General features: G+C 70.5%; 13 protein-coding genes. 5 read left to right on the forward strand and 8 right to left on the reverse strand.

Translation table 11 applies throughout. From position 1 onward, the window contains the following. Window positions 1-24: 24 nt before the first annotated feature. From HTA01S_RS23020 to HTA01S_RS23035, 4 genes are all read left to right on the forward strand, one after another. On the forward strand, window positions 25-4191 hold the full coding sequence (locus tag HTA01S_RS23020) for a YhdP family protein (RefSeq protein WP_245638184.1): 4167 nt from the start codon (window positions 25-27) through the stop codon (window positions 4189-4191). Between the two features lie 78 nt (window positions 4192-4269). Next, window positions 4270-5076, forward strand: coding sequence for a carbon-nitrogen hydrolase family protein (locus HTA01S_RS23025; protein ID WP_068175808.1), 807 nt, complete (start codon window positions 4270-4272; stop codon window positions 5074-5076). A gap of 262 nt (window positions 5077-5338) precedes the next feature. Continuing rightward, window positions 5339-7345 carry a two-component system sensor histidine kinase NtrB gene (locus HTA01S_RS23030; protein ID WP_068175812.1) on the forward strand — a complete coding sequence of 669 codons (2007 nt, stop codon included), beginning with the start codon at window positions 5339-5341 and terminating at the stop codon, window positions 7343-7345. Window positions 7346-7374: 29 nt separating this feature from the next. Then, a complete protein-coding gene (locus HTA01S_RS23035) occupies window positions 7375-8004 on the forward strand; it encodes a response regulator transcription factor (RefSeq protein ID WP_068175813.1) in 630 nt (209 codons plus the stop codon). A 23-nt stretch (window positions 8005-8027) separates the two neighbouring features. Here the strand turns inward: HTA01S_RS23035 and HTA01S_RS25600 are convergent, their stop codons facing one another. Next, window positions 8028-8174 (reverse strand): hypothetical protein, encoded by a 147-nt coding sequence (locus HTA01S_RS25600; protein WP_169804804.1) that lies wholly within the window; start codon window positions 8172-8174, stop codon window positions 8028-8030. Between HTA01S_RS25600 and mltA the strand changes: the two genes are divergently transcribed. Continuing rightward, a complete protein-coding gene (gene mltA / locus HTA01S_RS23040) occupies window positions 8107-9381 on the forward strand; it encodes a murein transglycosylase A (protein WP_068175817.1) in 1275 nt (424 codons plus the stop codon). The genes HTA01S_RS25600 and mltA overlap by 68 nt on opposite strands. Before the next feature lie 40 nt (window positions 9382-9421). On the opposite strand, the gene HTA01S_RS23045 is transcribed toward mltA, so the two are convergent. The 7 genes from HTA01S_RS23045 to HTA01S_RS23075 all read right to left on the reverse strand — a co-directional run bounded on the left by HTA01S_RS23045 (window position 9422) and on the right by HTA01S_RS23075 (window position 18160). Continuing rightward, complete coding sequence (locus HTA01S_RS23045; protein ID WP_068175819.1) at window positions 9422-10231, reverse strand: tyrosine-protein phosphatase; 810 nt, start codon at window positions 10229-10231, stop codon at window positions 9422-9424. Continuing rightward, a complete protein-coding gene (locus HTA01S_RS23050; RefSeq protein WP_068175822.1) occupies window positions 10228-11016 on the reverse strand; it encodes a J domain-containing protein in 789 nt (262 codons plus the stop codon). The genes HTA01S_RS23045 and HTA01S_RS23050 overlap by 4 nt, the downstream gene beginning before the upstream one ends. Before the next feature lie 261 nt (window positions 11017-11277). After that, the gene (locus tag HTA01S_RS23055; protein WP_084236516.1) at window positions 11278-13707 is read right to left on the reverse strand and encodes a GumC family protein; all 2430 of its coding nucleotides are present in this window, start codon (window positions 13705-13707) and stop codon (window positions 11278-11280) included. A 15-nt stretch (window positions 13708-13722) separates the two neighbouring features. Next, complete coding sequence (locus tag HTA01S_RS23060) at window positions 13723-14538, reverse strand: polysaccharide biosynthesis/export family protein (protein WP_169804805.1); 816 nt, start codon at window positions 14536-14538, stop codon at window positions 13723-13725. Window positions 14539-14929: 391 nt separating this feature from the next. Then, window positions 14930-16207: a glycosyltransferase WbuB gene (locus HTA01S_RS23065; RefSeq protein WP_068175831.1), complete on the reverse strand. Its 1278-nt coding sequence runs from the start codon at window positions 16205-16207 to the stop codon at window positions 14930-14932. After that, entirely contained in the window at window positions 16204-17163 is a 960-nt protein-coding gene (locus tag HTA01S_RS23070; RefSeq protein WP_068175833.1) for a LamG domain-containing protein, read from the reverse strand. Before HTA01S_RS23070 ends, HTA01S_RS23065 begins: the two co-directional genes overlap by 4 nt. 25 nt (window positions 17164-17188) lie before the next feature. After that, complete coding sequence (locus HTA01S_RS23075; protein WP_068175836.1) at window positions 17189-18160, reverse strand: glycosyltransferase family 2 protein; 972 nt, start codon at window positions 18158-18160, stop codon at window positions 17189-17191. Window positions 18161-18162: the final 2 nt, after the last annotated feature.

The raw sequence follows: 18162 nt of genomic DNA on the forward strand, positions 1-18162 counted from the left end.
ACGCGATCCCTCAAGACACTTTCCGTGGCAACGCGGCTGCTGCTCTGGCTGGTGCTGGCCGTCTGGGGCCTGTTCGCACTCACCCTGGGCGTGCTGCATCTGTGGATTGTGCCGCGAATCGGCGAGTGGCGTCCCGACCTGGAACGCTGGGCCAGCACCACCGTAGGGGTAACCGTGCGCGTGGGGGCGATCCGGGCCGAGGCCGGATCGGCGGGGCACGACTGGCTGCCCGATTTCCTGCCCGCCCTGGTGCCCACCTTCGAGCTGAGCGACGTGCGGCTGTTCGACGCCGCCGGGCGCGAAGCCCTGCACCTGCCGAGCGTGCGCACCGCGCTGTCGGTCCGCTCGCTGTGGCGGCTGGGCTTCGAGCAGGTGGTGATCGCCTCGCCGGTGCTCGACGTGCGGCGCACCACGCAGGGCCACATCGAGGTGGCCGGGCTGGACCTGACCAGGCCGGACAGCGGTGACCACTCGGCCTCTGACTGGTTTTTTTCCCAGCCCGAGTTCGTGATCCAGAACGGCACCGTGCGCTGGACCGACGACCTGCGTGGCCAACCGCCGCTGCAGCTGGGCGCGCTGGATTTCGTGGCGCGCAACCAGGCGCGCAACCACCAGTTCCGGCTCGACGCCACACCGCCGTCCGAGTGGGGCGAGCGCCTGAGCCTGCGTGCCAGCTTGCGCGAGCCTCTGCTCGACTTGGGCCGCAAGGCCGAGGGCCAGGCGCGCTGGCAGCGCTGGGACGGCGAGCTGTTCGCCGACTTCACCCGCATGGACGTGTCGCGCCTGCGGGCCTATGTGGACCTGTCCGACTGGGGCGTCGAGGTGCGCGCGGGCCAGGGCGCGGTGCGCGCCTGGGCCGACGTGAAACGGGGGCAGGTGGCCGGCGTCACCGCCGACCTGGCGCTGCGGGACGTGGAGTCCCGCCTGGGCCCGGACCTGCCCCCGCTGGCGCTGGACGAACTCAGCGGTCGCCTGGCCTCGCAATGGAGCGACGCGGGGTTCTCTTTCACCACCGACAACCTGCGCTTTCGCACCCGCGCGGGCGAGGTCTGGCCCGGCGGGCGCCTGCGGCTGGAGCACACCGCGCGCCAGGGCCAGCGCGTGGCCCACACCGAACTCAGCGCCGACGGCATCGAACTCGCGCCGCTGTCCGCGCTGGCCAGCCGGCTGCCGCTGCCCGGTGGAACGCCCGCGCTGCTGACCAGCCTGAAACCGGCTGGTCGCGTCGATGGCCTGACGGCCCGGTGGCAGGGCCTGCCACCGTCCGCCGCCGCGCGGGCGCCGGGCGCCGCCGTGGTGAACGCCGAGACACCCGCCGAGGGCATCGACTGGAGCGTCGACACCTACCAGGCCAAGGGCCGCGTGGTGGGCCTGGCGCTGTCCGGCCAGCCCAGCGGCAAGACCTCGGCCTCGGGCCGCTACCCCCTGCCCGGGCGGCCCGGCATCGCGGGTGCCACGGTGGACTTCGACCTCAATCAGGCAGGCGGGCGCGCGCACCTGACGGTGGCCAACGGCGCCCTCGAATTGCCCGACGTGTTCGAGGACCCGGTGCTGCCGCTCACGCGCTTCGAGGCCGACGCGCTCTGGCGCCTGGACGGCGAGCGCATCGAGGCCCAACTGGACAACGTGCGCCTGGCCAACGCCGATGCCGAAGGCACGGGCCAGGCCCGCTGGCAGACCAGCGACCCCCAGCGCAGCGCCTCGCGTTCCCGCTTCCCCGGCGTGCTCGACGTGAACGCCACGCTGACCCGCGCCAGCGCCGACCGCGTGCACCGCTACCTGCCGCTGACGGTGTCGGCCGAGGTGCGGCGCTATGTGCGCGAGGCGGTGCGCTCGGGCCGGTCCGACAAGGTGGACTTCCAGATCAAGGGCGACATGTACGACATGCCCTTCGACACGCCCGGCACCAGCGGCGACTTCCGCATCGCGGCCCACCTGCAGGCGGTGGACTTCGCCTACGTGCCCACCTTCCTGCAGGAACCGGGCGACGCGCCCTGGCCCATGCTCAAAGGCCTCAACGGCGACCTGCTGCTGGACCGTGCCTCGCTGCACCTGAGCGGGCTGGACGCGGGGCTGGACGGCGCGCCCCAGGTGCGCCTGAGCCAGGCCAGGATCGAAGTGGCCAACCTGGTCGACCACGCCACCCTGGTGGTGAGCGCCGACGCGCGTGGACCCGCGACCGAGATGCTGGGCTTCGTGCGCAACTCGCCGCTCAACCGCATGACCGGCGAAGCCCTGGCGCGGGCCCGCATGACCGGGCCGGCCAGTGCGCAGTTCCGCCTGAGCCTGCCGTTCGAGCAACTGGACGCCACCACCGTCGGGGGCACGGTGCGCTTTGACGGCAACGACGTGCACATCAGCCCCGAGGCCCCGCTGCTGGCCGGCACCAAGGGCAGCCTGAGCTTCAGCGAAAAAGGGTTTGGTGTGAGCGACGCCCAGGCCCAGCTCTACGGCGGTGAACTGCGCTTCAGCGGCGGCATGCAGCCCGACGCCCAGGGCGTGGCGCGCATCCAGTTCCGGGGCCAGGGCACGGCGCGGGCCGAGGGCCTGCGCGACGCCGATCTGGGCTTCGTCTCGCGCCTCTTTGCCCACGCCAGCGGCACGGCCGCCTACACCGCGCAGCTCGGCTTTCGCGCCGGAGTGCCCGAGCTGGTGGTCAACAGCAGCCTGCAGGGGCTGGCACTGAACCTGCCCGCGCCGCTGGCCAAGGCCGCGGCCGACAGCCTGCCGCTGCGCTACGAGAACACCGTGCTGTCCACGGCGGCCGACGCCAGCGGCGAAGTGGCCCGCAGCGACCGCCTGACGGTCCTGCTCGGCCCCGAGCAGACCCCGCTGGCCGCGCTGCGCTACGAGCGTGACATCGTCGGCGCCGAGCCGCGTGTGCTGCGCGGCAGCGTGGCCCTGGGTCTGGGCGCCGGCGAGTCGGCGCCCATGCCCGCCGACGGGGTGCTGGCCAACATCCAGGTCGGCCAGATCAACGTGGACGACTGGGAACGCGTGTTCTCCAGCGCCACCGGGACGGCCACCGCACCCACCACGTCCGCGGCGTCCACCGCGCCGGCCTCGGGCGCCAGCCTGTCCTACCTGCCCACCACCCTGGCGGTGCGCGCTGACCGCATCACCGTCGACGGGCGCAGCTTCAACCGGGTGGTGGTCGGAGGCTCGCGCGAGGGCACCCAGTGGCGCGCCAACATCGATGCCGAGGAACTCAATGGCTACGTCGAATACGGCCAGCCCAGCGGCCCGGCCGCCGGCAGCGTCTACGCGCGGCTGGCGCGGCTGAACCTGGCGCCCTCGGCCGCCAAGGACGTGGAGCAGATCCTGCAGCAGCCCAGCAGCGTGCCCGCGCTGGACATCGCGGTCGAAGACCTGGTGCTGTCCAACCGGCGCCTGGGCCGGGTCGAGATCAACGCCGTGAACCGCGCCGGCCCCACCCGCGTGAGCGAATGGCGGCTGAACCGGCTGGAGCTCAACGTGCCCGAAGCGCGCCTGAGCGCCACCGGCAACTGGGCGCCCGATGGCGCCAGCCCGGGCGGTCAGCGGCGCACCGCCCTGAGTTTCACGCTCGACATCAACGACTCCGGCCTGCTGCTGGCCCGCTTCGGCCGCGAGGGCGTGGTGAGCAATGGCAAGGGCCGCATCGAAGGCAACATTGGCTGGCGGGGCTCGCCGCTGGCCATGGACTACGCCAGCCTGGCCGGCCAGCTCAAGGTCGACATCGAGCGCGGTCAGTTCCTCAAGGTCGAGCCCGGGGCGGCCAAGCTGCTGGGCGTGCTCAGCCTGCAGGCCCTGCCCCGGCGTCTGGTGCTGGATTTCCGCGACGTGTTCTCCAACGGATTCGCGTTCGATTTCGTGCGCGGCGACGCGCGCATCGAGCAGGGCGTGGTGCACACCAACAACCTGCAGATGAAGGGCGTGAACGCCGCCGTGCTGATGGAGGGCAGCGCCGACATCGCGCGCGAACAGCAGGACCTCAAGGTGGTGGTGGTGCCCGAGATCAACGCCGGCACCGCCGCCCTGATCGCCACCGCCATCAACCCCGCCGTGGGCCTGGGCACCTTCCTGGCCCAGTTCCTGCTGCGCCAGCCGCTGCAGAGCGCCACCACCCAGCAGTTCCACATCACCGGCAGCTGGGCCGACCCCCAGGTCGAAAAAATCGGGGTCGCTGCCGTGGCGCCCAAAAGCGAATAGGCTGTCCCGGTTGTTGCTCTGCGTTAAGCTGTGTTTCCACCCCGGGAGCGGCCTTTGGCCCACCCCACAGGAGCTGTCATGAAAGTCGCCGCCATCCAAATGGTCTCGGGCATCAGCCTGGACGCCAACCTCAGCGAAGCCCTGCGCCTGTTGCGCCAGGCCGCGCACGACGGGGCCGAGCTGGCCGTGTTGCCCGAGTACTTCTGCTTCATGGGCCACCAGGACGCCGACAAGCTCCTGATCGCCGAGACCCCGGGGCTGGGCACGGTGCAGGACTTCCTGTCCGACGCCGCGCGCGACCTGAAGATGTGGATCGTCGGCGGCACGCTGCCCATGGCCACCGATGACCCCACACACGCGGCCAACGCCTCGCTGGCCTACACCCCGCGCGGCGAAAACATCAGCCGCTACGACAAGATCCACCTGTTCCGCTACGACAACGGCCGCGAGAGTTACGACGAAGCCTCCGTGCTGGTCGCAGGCGAGACGCCCACCGTGTTCGAGTGCAAGGCGCGCGACGGCCAGGGCTGGCGCGTCGGGCAGAGCGTCTGCTACGACCTGCGCTTTGGCGAGCTCTACCGCATGCTCGCGGCCGACCTGCTGCTGGTCCCCGCGGCTTTCACCCACACCACCGGCCAGGCCCACTGGGAGGTGCTGCTGCGCGCCCGCGCGATCGAAAACCAGGCCTACGTGATCGCCAGCGCCCAGGGCGGGCTGCACGAAAACGGCCGCCGTACCTGGGGCCACAGCATGGTGATCGACCCCTGGGGCGAGGTCATGGCCATGCAGGCCGAGGGCTCCGGTGTGGTGCTCGCCGAGCTGGACATGGAGCGCCTGCAAAACGTGCGCCAGCAGTTGCCGGCGCTGCAGCACCGCAGATTATGAGACTGGGCCCCCACGCTCCGCCGCTGCGCGGGTCGCTGCCCCCCACGGGGGCGCGGTTCAAGCTTGGGGCGGCCCGGCGCGTGAACCACCCCCTGCGCCGCGCCCAACGGCGCGTCACCCCCCACTGGGGGGCGCCACCTGCGGCCCGGCGGAGCCGGTTCCGTGGTGGCCTGGGCCGCTCGCTCCACCGCCTCGCCTGTTCGTGACCGCAGTGGCTCCATCCCAACCGCGGGCGCACCACCTGCTGCGCTCGCGCCGCTGGATGCTCTGGGGGGCCTTGCTGCTGCTGGTGCTGCTCTTGCTGGGCGTGCTGGTGTTCCTGGCGGCCGAGTACGAAGAGGGGCGCGACCAGGCCGCGCTGGAGGCCGATGCCGTGGCGATGGCCAGCGACATCCGCAGCGCCCTGGTGCGCAACGTGCAGACCCTGCAGTCGCTGCACAGCGTGGCGCCCACGCCCAACTCCTGGGCCGGGCCGGCGGCCGAGCTGCTGGGCCAGCACCGCGAGATCGTGCGCCTGGAGTGGCGCGACAGCGCCTACCGGCTCATCACCCACCGCGACACGCCCTACCTGCCGGATCTGTTTGGCTACCTCCACCGGGAGCAGGCCCTGCCCGACCTGCGGCAGGCCTGCGACAGCGCGCAGCGCGTCTCGGGGCCGTCGTTTTCGCCCAGCTACTTCTGGCCCATGAGCGGTGGCCAGGGGCAGGAGCTGATGGAGATGTGCCTGCCGGTGGTGCGCACCGGCGTGCCGGCCGGCTTCCTGGTGGCCACCTACTCGCTGCCGGGCCTGCTCGCCGAACTCACCAACAAGGACCTGTTGCGAGGCCGCGGCCTGGCTTTCACCGAACCCGACGGCACCCGACTGGCCCTGCACAGCAGCGCGCCGAGCAACCGCCGCACCCTGCAGGCCAGCACCCTGCTTGATCTGCCCGGCCACACGCTCATGCTGCGGCTGGAGAGTCCGCGCCTGGGCGGCAAGGGGCCGTTCGGCCTGTTTCCCAACGTGCTGACCGCCGTCGTGGGCGTGCTTTCGCTGGCCCTGCTGGCGGTGCTGGCGCTGCTGGGGCGCGACATCCGGCGCCGCCAGCGCGCCGAGCTCGAACTGGCGCAGGCCCTGGCCTTTCGCAAGGCGATGGAGAACTCGCTGGTCACCGGGCTGCGCGCGCGCGACATGGACAGCCGCATCACCTACGTCAACCCGGCGTTCTGCCAGATGGTGGGGTTCAGCGCCGAGCAGCTCATCGGCTCGGGCCTGCCCGCGCCCTGGTGGCCGCCCGAGCTGGTGGACGAATACCAGCAGCGCCAGGCGGTGCGGCTGGCCGGCCAGGTGCTGCCGCGCGAAGGCTACGAGTCGGTGTTCCAGCGCAGCGACGGCACCCGCTTTCCGGTGCTCATCATCGAAGCGCCGCTGATCGACGCGCAAGGCACGCAGACCGGCTTCATGAGCGCCATCCTCGACCTGAGTGAGCAGCGCCGCATCGAAGAACTCAACCGCGCCTCGCAAGAGCGCCTGCAGGCCACGGCCCGGCTGGCCACCGTGGGCGAGATGGCCTCATTGCTGAGCCACGAGCTCAACCAGCCGCTGGCGGCCATCGCCAGCTACGCCAGCGGCACGCTCAACCTGCTCGATGAACCCCTGGGCCCGGGGCAGCACCTGCCCCAGGGCGACCTCCAGCAGGCCATGCGGCGCATCAGCGAACAGGCCGAACGCGCCGGGCGCGTCATCAAGAGCGTGGCCGACTTCGTGCGCCGGCGCGAGCAGGTGCGCGAAGCCGTGGCGCCCGCCAGCCTGATCGAGGCCATCCTGCCCCTGCTCGGCCTGCAGGCCAAGAAGCAGGGCATCCGCGTGCGGACCCTCGTGGCCCCCGGCTGCCCGCCGGTGTTGTGCGACCGCACCATGGTCGAACAGGTGCTGCTCAACCTGGCGCGCAACGGCGTGCAGGCCATGCCCAACGGCGACCCGACACCGGGCTCGGGGCTGCGCGTGCTCACCCTGGCGGTGAGCCAGTCGCGCCTGCACGCGGGCCAGGGCGCGGGCGATCCGCCGCGCAAGGGCTGGGTCGAGTTCGCCGTGACCGACCACGGGCAGGGGCTGAGCGCGGAGGTGCGCGACAAGCTCTTCACCCCCTTCTTCACCACCAAGGCCGAAGGCATGGGCCTGGGTCTTTCGCTGTGCCGCACCGTGATCGAGCAGCACGGCGGCGCACTGACCCACGAGCCGGCGTTGCCGCGCGGCACGGTGTTCCGGTTCACCCTGCCGGCCGCCTGAGCGCGCAAAGCCTCCACTATCATCCGCCCATGACCCAGTACCCCGACGCCAAGGTCTTTCTCGTCGACGACGATGCGGGCGTGCGCGAAGCGCTGGCCTGGCTGCTGCGGACGCGGCGGCTGCTCAGCGAGGGCTTTGACAGCGCTGACGCCTTCCTGGCCGAGATCGCGGGCTGGACCGATGCGCCGGGCGATCCCTGCTGTGTGCTGCTCGATGTGCGCATGCCCGGCACCAGCGGGCTGGCGCTGTTCGAACACCTGCTGACCCTGCCCTGGCAGGCCGCGCTGCCGGTGATCTTTCTCTCGGGCCACGCCGATGTGGCCACCGCGGTCGACGCGGTCAAACGCGGCGCCTTCGATTTCTGCGAAAAGCCGTTCTCCGACAACGCCCTGGTCGACCGTGTCGAGCAGGCGCTGCACCGCTCGGCCCAGGTGCTGGCCGCACGCCGCGCCCAGCGCGAGCTGCAGCGGCGGCTGGCCGGCCTGACCGATCGCGAGCGCGACGTGATGCACCTGGTGATCGCCGGCCTGCCCAACAAGCTGGTGGCCGATCAGCTCCACATCAGCGTGCGCACGGTGGAGGTGCACCGCTCGCGTGTGTTCGACAAAATGGGCGTGAAATCGGCCGTGGAACTGGCCAATGCGCTGCGCCAGCCTTGAGCGGCCTCGCGCCCGGCCGGCGCTCAGGATTTTGGTGTGCCGTCGTCGTCCGGCCCGTTGCGGGTCCGATCGGGCAGTTCACCCTTCTCGCGCCCTGAAAACATGGTCCACCACACAATGAACACCAGCAACACCAGGGCGCCCAGGGCTTCCAGCAACAACAAGGTCATGACGGCGATCGACGGTTCGTGGATGGGCCCGGTGCCGGCAGCGCCGCGGGGGCGCCGTGCCTCTGCAGCGCGGGGTTTGCGGATGGCCGCGTGGGCCCTGATTGTAGGAAGCCTGGGCGCCTGCGCCATCGACCCCTATCCCTATCCCACCCCGGCGCCGAGGGCTCCAGCGCCCCTCACCGACAACGACCCGCTGCCGCCAGCGCAGCAGCGGGGCAAGAGCCGTTGGACCCCGGTGCGCTGGGCCGAGCTGCCCGGCTGGGGCCAGGACCAACTGCACGAGGCCTGGAACGCCTGGGTGCGCGGCTGCGAGCGGCCGGTCAGCGGCCACACCGCGCTGTGCGGCGAGGTGCGCCAGCTCTCCATCGCCACGCCCGCCGAGCAGCAGGCCTGGGTCGTGCGCCGCTTCCAGCCCTACCGCGTGAGCGAGCCCGACGGCAGCCTGTCCCAGGGCCTGCTCACCGGTTATTACGAACCCATCCTGCCCGCCAGCCGCGTGCCCACCGCCACCCACCGCACGCCGCTGTACGGCCCGCCCGACGGCCTGCGCCCGGGCCAGCCCTGGTACAGCCGGCAGGAGATCGACACCCTGCCCGCGGCCCGGGCCGCGCTGCAGGGCAAGGCCATCGCCTGGCTGGCCGACCCCATTGACGCGCTGATCCTGCAGATCCAGGGCTCGGGCCGGCTCAACGTGAGCGAGCCCGACGGCAGCCAGCGCCAGGTGCGCGTGGCCTTCGCCGCGCACAACGGCCACCCCTACCAGAGCGTGGGGCGCTGGCTGCTCGACCAGCGCGCGATCAGCGAGGCCTCGTGGGAAGCGATCAAGGCCTGGGCGGCGCGCAACCCGCAGCGCCTCAATGACATGCTCTGGAGCAACCCGCGCACCGTGTTCTTCCGCGAGGAAAAACTCTCGGAGCTGGACGCGCGCTTTGGCCCGCGCGGCGCGCAGGGCGTGCCGCTCACGCCGGGCCGCTCGATCGCGGTCGACCCGCAGAGCATCCCCTACGGCACGCCGGTGTGGCTGGCCACGCAGGGCCCCACACTGAGCCAGCAGAAACTGGTGCTGGCGCAGGACACGGGCGGCGCTATCGTGGGCGCGGTGCGCGCCGACCTGTTCACCGGCTGGGGCGGCTGGACCGACCCGGCCTACACCACGGCCGCCGCGCTCAAGCAGCCGCTGCAGCTGTGGGTGTTGTGGCCGCGCTGAGGCCGCGCGCAGCCCACCGTGTGGCGGCGGGCCCGGCTGCTCAGGGCGCCGGGTGCCGCATTGAGAACCATTGGCGGATCATCGAAGGCCGACCCGTTGCCTGATCCGCATCTTTGGGGGGCAGCCCAAAGCCCGGCGGTGGCAGGTTGGCCAACACCGCCGCCGGCCGCTCGGTCACCAGGCGGCTCGCTTCCCTGTCGCCCACCAGGCGACGTGCCACTTCCAGCCCCTCGGTCAGTCGCGGCAGGCGCCGGCCGGTGGAGTGCGCGTCGCTGGCCAGCAGGTGGGTGTGGCCTTCGCCAATGAAGCGCTCGCCCCAGTACCGCGCGCGCTGGCCAAAGACGCCCGTCAGCGCACCGGCCGTCACCTGCATCCAGGCACCCTGCGCGATCAGCCGCTGGAACACCGGGTAGTGGCTCTCCACCCAGGTCAGCCGCTCCGGGTGCGTGATGATGGGTGTGTAGCCCGCCACGATCAGGTTGAACACCGAGGCCTCCAGCCGTGGCGGCGGTGTGGTGTGCGAAGGCTCCAGCAAGAAATACCGCGAGCCGTTCAGCGTCGGCACCTGCCCGCTCCGTAGCCCGTCGATCAGGCCCGGCACCAGGTGCACGTCCGCCCCCACCACCAGTTTCAGCGCAATGCCCTGCTGGTCCAGCGCCGCCTGCAGGCGGGCGCGGGCGTGCGCGATGCCCGGGCCGTCGTTCATGTACAGGCCGGGGTAGATGTGCGGCGTGCAGGCCAGGGTGTGGATGCCGTCGGCCACGGCGATGCGCGCCATCGCCAGCGACTCGTCCAGCGTCTTCGCCCCGTCGTCGATGCCCGGCAGGATGTGGCAGTGCAGATCGATCATGGCCGCGGCGCCTCCGGCACGCGGGCCGCATCCTGCAACGGTGCGGCGTCCTCGGGCGAGGGCGTGCCTGGCTCGGGCGAGGGCGGCAACACCGGGGCTTGCACCGGTGGGGCACGGCGCACCACCAGAGCACCCTCGTTGTCCATCGGGTCGACCAGCAGGAACGCGCCCGCCATGAACACGGCACCCATGCCGGCCAGTGCCAGCCTGGCCCGAAGAGAGCGCCAGCCCGCGCGCGTTTCGTCGTGCGCGAAGGTGGGCCTGGGGCGTGCCGGTTGGGGCAGCAGGGGCTGCGGGCGCCTTGGCGCGCCCGCGATGGCCGCGGGTACATCGCCGGCCGGGGTGTGCCACGCAAGGGCGTGCTGCGCCCGCTTCTCCGGCGAGGAGAGGCGGTCGTTGGCCAGGTTGACCCTCGTGGCGGCGTCGGCAGGCCAGCCTTCGCCCGCGGCGTCGAAGTCCGGGTGCGTCAGGCGGATCATCAGCCGGTAGTGCTCGCGCAATTGCGCCGGCTCGAAGCCCGGGTGCAGGCCCAGCAGGGTCAAGGGGTCCGAGCCCGGGCGCAGCATCACCGTGCGCACGAAAAAGCGCGCCGCACGGCGCAGCGCCGGCGCGTTCGCGGGTTCGGCGGGCAAGCCCTCCACCGGGCGCCCGGCGGCGATCTGCATCACGCTGCCGATGTGCTCGAACAGCGCGCGCGGCTCGCGCAGCACCACCCGGTAGCGCCCGGGCGAACGCTCAAAGTCCAGCAGCGCGGTCGGCAGGCGGCTCCGGTCGATCGGGGTCATGCGGATCGTGCGAAGGGCGGCGGGCGTGTTTCATGTCAGTTATCCACGGCGCCGGAGCGCCACCCGCGACGCATGAAACAACGCCACCCAGAGGCACCGCCGGGCCGGCTTTGCCGGACGGCCAGTGCCGCCCCCCTTGAGGGGGGCTGAGGACCGCGGCTCCAAGCCTGCCTGCGCAGGCTTGGACGGGACGAAGAGGCATCGGCTCCGACGATGCCGCGGCCTGCAAGGCACGCGAAGCGGCGCGGGGGGTGTTTCATCCTAGGCGCCCGACGGGTCCAGTGTGGGCTCGATCCGGGTGCCGCTCGGCAGCGGAACGGGCGGCTTGTTCGGGCTGGGCGCCGGGGCCGGCCGGGCGGCGCGGGGTGGTGTGTAGCCGTCGCCGTAGCCATAGCCGTAGTAGGCCGCGTAGGCGTAGTCGCTGGTGTGCTCGTTGCGAGCGTGAGTGAGCACCATGCCCATGGGGACCAGGCCCGCGTTGCGCAGGCGGCGCAGCGCGTCCCGGATGCTGTCCTTGCGCGTGCCGCCGGCCTTCACGGAAAACACGATGTGCTGGATCTGGTTGCCCAGCACGATGGCGTCGGCGATGCCCAGCAGCGGCGGCCCGTCGATCACGATCTGCTGGTAGCCCATGGCCTGAGCCTTCTCCAGCAGCAGGCCCAGCCGGGGGCCCATCAGCAGTTCCACCGGGTCGGGTGGCACCGGGCCTGCGGTGATCACGCCCAGGTTGGCGACGGTGGTTTCCTGGATCAGCGCGTCGCTGCTGCGGTCCCCGCTCAGCAGGTTGGACAGGCCGCGCTCGTTGGACACCTGAAGCATCTGGTGCACCCAGCCCTTGCGCATGTCGGCGTCGATCAACAGGACCTTCTGGCCCAGCTGGGCGAAGTTGATGGCCAGCGCGAGCGCCGTGGTGGTCTTGCCCTCGCCCTTGCCGCAGCTCGTCACCATGAAGCGCTGGGGTGCGCCGTCGGCCGTGCTGAACTGGAGTGCCGTGCGCATGGAGCGGTAGGCCTCGGCAAAGGTGCTGCGCGGATCGTGGTGCGCCAGCAGGGCCACGGGTCCCTTGTGGCCCCTGTCGGGCCGGGTGAACGGGATCAGGCCCAGCAGGGGCAGGTGGTACTGGGTTTCGATCTCGTTGGCGTGTTTCACGGAATCGTCCAGCTGCTCGCGCAGCAAGGCCGCCAGCATGCCCAGGAACAGGCCCAGCATCACGCCCAGACCGATGTTGACCTTCAGGTTGGGCTTGGCCGGGAACAGCGGCACCGTGGCCTCGTCCACGATGCTCACGTTGTTGGTGGTGATGCCCGCCGTCACGCTCACCTGTTTCAGGCGCTGTAGCAGGCTGTCGTACACCTGCCGGTTGGTGTCCAGCTCGCGGCTCAGCAGGTTCATGTCCACACTGCGGTCCTGCACGGTGAGCACCTCGCTGCGGCTGCTGGCCACCTTGGCCCGGAGCTCGTCCTCTGCCTTGCGGGCGGACAGGTACTGCCCCTGGATGCTGGCCAGGATGTTGTTCACCTCGGTCTTGATGCGCCCCTCCAGCTCGGCGATCTGGGCCCGCGCCTGCACCATGGCGGGGTAGTCGGGTTTGTAGATGGCCAGGTCCCGGGCGTATTCGGCCTCCAGCCGGGCGCGTTGCTCCTTGTAGGCGCGGATGGCCTCGTTGACCACCGCCTGGGGCGCGCTCTCGGGGTTGAGCTTCACCTGGTTGTACAGCGTCTCGGCCTTGATGCGGTCCTGCTCCGCCTTGGCCAGTGCAGCGGAAAAGTCCACGAAGGTCTGGGTGGCCGCGCTGCCTTTTTCGCCCAGGTTCAGGATCTCGTTTTTCTTCGCGTAGTTGTTGATGACGCGCTCGCTCTCTTCCAGCTTGGCCTTGGTCTGGCGGATCTGCTCCTCCAGAAACTGTCGGGCGTAGATCGACGATTCCACCTTGCGCTCGATGTTGCTGGCGATGAAGGTCTTGGCCAGGGTGTTGGCGATGCCGGCGGCCAGTTCCGGGTCGGGGTTGAGCACCCGGAGTTCGACCAGGCGCGAGTTGCGGATGGGCTCCACGGAGATCGCGTGTTCGAACTGCGCCACGGTGCCCGACCGGCTGAGCGTGCGGCGGTCCGCCTGCGATGGGGTGAACAGTGTGCGCAGGTTGCCCATCAACTTCCGGGCCAGGCCCCAGGCCTTGTCGACCGGTTCGTTGCCGGTCGGCGCCGCCGCGTCGTTCGCGTCGGTGTCGGCGGCCTCGTCGGGCGGCGGGGCGGATGCGCCGGGCTTGTACAGGCCCATTTCGTCGATCACCCGCTCGGCCAGGCTGCGGCTCTTGAGCAGTTCGATCTGCGTGCGCAGCTGCAGCTGGTCGGATGCCGTGCCCCCCTCTTCCACCTCGACCTCGGTGTTGAAGCCCACCACCTTTTGCGCCGCGCGGTCGATCTGCAGCAGGACCGTGCTCTGGTACTGCGGCGTGATGCGCAGCGTGTACACCCCGGCCGCCAGGGTGCACAGGAGGGTGATGCCCACGATGGTCCATTTGTGTTTGGTCAGCGTGCGCCAGATGGCTTTGAGGTCGATCCGGTCCTCCGCCAGGGCCCGGGGTTCGCCCCGGGCCAGCATCTGCGTGGACAGGGTGCCTTCCCCTTGCAGGGCCAGTGCGCCCCTGGGGCCGGGAACGGCGGGCAATGGGTGTTGGTCAGTGGTAGCCATGGGGTTGAAGCCGCGTCAGCGGAATGGGTTGAGCGTGTCCAGGATGTCGCGGAAGAGCGAGTCCCTCAGGGCGGCACGGCTGGCGTTGCGCTGGACCACGATCACGTCGTCCGAGCGGATGTCCGGGTCCTTCTCCTGGCCGGCGCGCACCTTGTCGAGGTCGTAGGTGAATTGCTCACGCTCGCCCCCTTGGCCGTTGCGGTAGACCATGATCTGGTTGATGTTGGCGTACTGCGCGAAGCCGCCGGACAGGGCCAGGGCGCGCAGCAGTGTGAGCTGCCCCGTCACCGGGTAGATGCCCGGCTTGGTCACCGCGCCTTCGATGGCGACACGCTGCGTGGTGAACTCCTTGATGAAGAGCGACACCTGCGGGTCGCGCAGGTACTTCTCCCGGTACTTGGTGGCGATCAGTTCTTCGGCCGCCTGTGAGGTGAGCCCCGCCACCTGCACCGGGCCAATGAGCGGCAGCGACACCTGGCCCGAGGCGTTCACGCGCACGTCGCGCTTCATGTCGGGCACGCCGAACACGTTGAACTCCATCAGGTCGTTGGGCGCAATGCGGTAGTCCGCGCCCACCGCGCCCGCTGCGCTCAGCGGGTTCAGGGGGGCGACCGTGCCCTCCGAGCCCATCGAAGCGCTGGCCGGCACGAGCTGGGCGGCCGTGGCGTTCACCGGCGCCTGCGTCGGCGTCGACCGCACGGGCTCCATCTGCATCGCCGCCCCCCCGGGCTGGCCCGCCGTGCCGGTGCTGGCCGTCTGCGCATGCAGCGGCCAGGCCGCGACTGCCGCCATCACCCCGAGGCCCCAAGAGGCCCATGGCCTGCTTTTCATGATGAATTCCTTCCGGCGCATAACGCATCCCCTTTCTGGCCCTGAAGGGGCCAAAAAATTACCTTTGATTACGGGCGATCCCACGGCGCCAGGCGCCGTTCGTGGGTTCCGACGCCGCGGGCTCGTGCCGCCCGACACCTCGCCGCCACGGGGCCCGCATCGAGTGGGCCGGTGTGCGAAGCGGAAGGCCCACCCCGCGTGCAGCCGCGTGGCCAGCCGGGCCGCCGCCTGGCGGTCGGCGCTGCTCCTGCGGCTGCGCGCCGCACCGCCGTGGCATGACCCCTTGGACCTGGCAGGGTCAGGGCCATGGCCCGACGGCCAGCCCGTTCGGTCCAGTTTCCATGAAAAACCGGCCGTTGGTCACGTTGGGCCAGGTCGATCATGTAACGCCTCACTTCAGTTGTTCCACCGCCCTGCGCAACTCGCCGGACGCTGGCTCCCCCTGCACCAGGGCCATCAACTGCGCCTCGAAGCGGCGCAGGATCACGTCCTGGCTCAGCTCGGCCTCGGCGTGGCGCCGGCCGTTGGCGCCCAGCGTGGCGCGGCGCGCCGGGTCGGCCGCCAGCGCACGCAGCGCGTCGGCCATGGCCACCGGGTTCTCCGGTGGCACCACCAGGCCGCAGGCGGCGTCCTGGGTCAGGACGCGGCACAGCTCGGTGCCCGGCATCGCGGTGGCCAGCACCGCGCGGCCGCTGGCCAACATGCCGGTGAGCTTGGAAGGCATCACCAGATCGGCCGCATCGGCCCGCTGGGGCAGCAGGTGCACATCGGCCAGGCCCAGCCAGTCGTTGAGCCGCTCCAGCGGCTGCAGGTCCAGAAAGCGCACGTTGGCCATGCCGGCGCAGCGCGCCTGCAGATCGGCTCGCCCCGAACCGTTGCCGCCCAGCACCAGCTGGATGCGCGGCTCGTCCTGCAGCAGGCGGGCCACGTCGGCGAGGATCTCCAGCCCCTGCTTGTTGCCCATGTTGCCGGAATACAGGGCCACCACGGCGTCCGGCGCCAGGCCCAGCTCGGCCCGGTAGTCGCTGGGCGCGGTCAGCGGGGTGATGCCGCTGATGTCCACCCAGTTGGGAAAGTGCAGCACCCGCTCGGTGGCCACGCCCTTGGCCAGGGCGCGGTCCACCATGCGGCCGGAAATGGTGGAGACGCGGTCGAACCGGCGCATCAACCAGCGCTCGGCCCGCTGCACCCAGCGGCGCAGCGTGTGGCCCTTGATCAGGCCCAGATCGAACGCGGCGTCCACCTCGTAGTCCTGAATGTGCAGCCAGCTTCGGGCGCCCCGCAGGGTGGCAAACGCCACCGCCGCGGGCGCGCACATCAGGGGCGGCTCCACCACCCACACCACGTCGGGTTTCCAGCGCCATTGGGCCCACAGCACCGGCAGGCTGCCCAGGGCGAAGCTGGCCAGGTGCAGCAGGCGCTTGAGGCCGCCGGGCTGGTGCGGCACCCACAGCGGCGTGCGCATCACCCGCACGCCCTGCCACGATTCGGTGCGGTACTGGCGGGCGCTGTAGCCGGCCCCCACCTTCCAGGCAGGGTAGTAGGGTGGCGCGGTGATGACGCGCACCTCGTGCCCTGCATGGGCCAGCCATTGCGCCATCTCGCCGGTGTACTTGCCGATGCCGGTGAGTTCGGGGGCGAAATTGATGCCGTAGAAAAGCAGCTTCATCGTGTGCCTTTCGGTGGGAGAGCCGCCATGGGGTTGGCCGTGCTCGCGTTGGCCCGGGCGGCGGCGCCCACAAAGGCGCGAACGCCCATGAACTTCATCTGGTAGTCGCTGATGTTGCGGTGGCTCTGCGCGGAGACGATCAGGTAGAAGTGCTGCCGGCGCGCGATCTCGGGCACGTAAGGGGGGCCCGCTTCCAGCACTTGCTGCCCGTTCATCCACCACCGGACAGTCAGGGTGGCGGGGTCGTACGACACGCCGAAGACGTTGGGCTGGGTGCGGTCCAGCGGTACCGTCGAGGTCGCGTTGGGGTTCTGGAGCTTCTGGTAGTTGGGCCACTTGCCGGACCACGAAATGGCGGTGTGGTGTCCACCGGGCCCGAAACCGCCTTCGTCGATGTCCAGCTCCAGCCAGCGCTCGAATCCTTTGGGGTCTGGTGGGTACACGTCCTCCAGCCGGAGGTTGTGCTCGATCGGCATGAGCCAGATGGCCGGAAAGTTGTCGGGGTCGTTGGACGAGGTCGAGGCCTGGGCTTCGATGTAGAACGGCTGTGACCCGCTGAGCAGCGGGAACAGTCCGGGGTGCGAGGTCATTTTCACGGTGGCCACCACGCCGCCCTTCTTGAGGATCAAGCCATCGTCGGCTTGCTCATAGAGACTGCTGGGTCGGGGCTTGGTGAAGTACAGACCGCTGTAGTACTTGCGGGCGTCGGCCTTTCCCGTGAAGTCCACATCGGCGAGCTTCGGGCAGTCCAGGATCACGAGCTGAAGCGCGCCCACCTGTGTGGCGCCCGCGGGTGTCGCGGTGTCGGTGCAGATGGCCCGTCCACTGGCGTGAGAAGCGCCGCCGCCGCCGCCACCACCACATGCTGGTGCGGCCAGGCCTATGGCCGCCAGGGCCAGCCAGGTGGTCGGGGCCTTGGTTCGGCGTCTGGTTCGGGGATGGATGGTGGTCTGCATGAAATTCCTCCTTGAAAAAACGGGATCAGATCCGGGGTGCCAGTCGGTCTTCGCCGACTTCAGGGGGCGCCAAGGCCTCGCTCTGCGCCACCAGCTTGTGCCCGGTCAGCCGGCTCAGTTCGGCGCAGATGTCTGCCTTGTCATGGAGGTGGGCCACGCCGCGCTCCAGCTCCATGAGCCGGGCGCCCACCAGAAAGCGGTACCAGCAGCCCTGCAGGAAGTGGTAGACCAGCCCGCTGCGGCCATCCAGGAAACCCAGCTGGAAGACGTAGCGCCAGAGGAAATACAGGGGGGCACTCACGGTGAAGGGAATGCGGTTGTAGACGCGCTCCTTGGCCCAGCGCTTGAACGAGGCCTGGGGCGAGGCGCTGCGGGCGTTGAGCGCTTCGTCGCGGGCGAACAGGCCGAGCCGCTGGTTCAACACCTCGATGGCTTCGCGCGTGGCGTACTTGTTGTGCTTGTCGGTGAAGTAGCCCAGGTCGTTGAGGTTGTGGTCGGCAAAGCCGCCGTTGAAGGTGACGGTGCACCCGCCCCAGACCACCATGTGCTCGTCCATCCAGCGGTCTTCCACGCGGCCATGCCCGTGGCGCCAGAGGCGCAGCATCACCAGCGGGTAACGCCCGCCGTGGCGCACCCAGCGGTCCATGAAGATGTGCTTGCGCTTGAGGTTGACGCCCACCACGTCGGCCGGCAGCTGGGGCAGCGTCTCAGCGATCTCGCGGGCCAGGTCGGGCTCGATGACCTCGTCGGCGTCCAGGCGGAGCACCCACTGGCCCTGGATGTCGAGCGTGTCGAGGGCCCACTGAAACTGCTTGGCCTGGTTGACGAAGGCGTGCGTGTGGACCTCGGCACCCCATTGCCGCGCGATCTCGGCGGTGCCATCGGTGGAGCCGGAGTCCACCACACAGATCTGGTCGGTGAACGCCTGGATGGACCGGATGGCCCGTGCGATGTGGCGGGACTCGTTGTAGGTGAGGATGATCGCGGTGATGCTCATCG

Origin of the sequence: Hydrogenophaga taeniospiralis CCUG 15921 (assembly GCF_001592305.1) — a bacterium.
GTDB classification, from domain to species: Bacteria; Pseudomonadota; Gammaproteobacteria; order Burkholderiales; family Burkholderiaceae_C; genus Hydrogenophaga; species Hydrogenophaga taeniospiralis.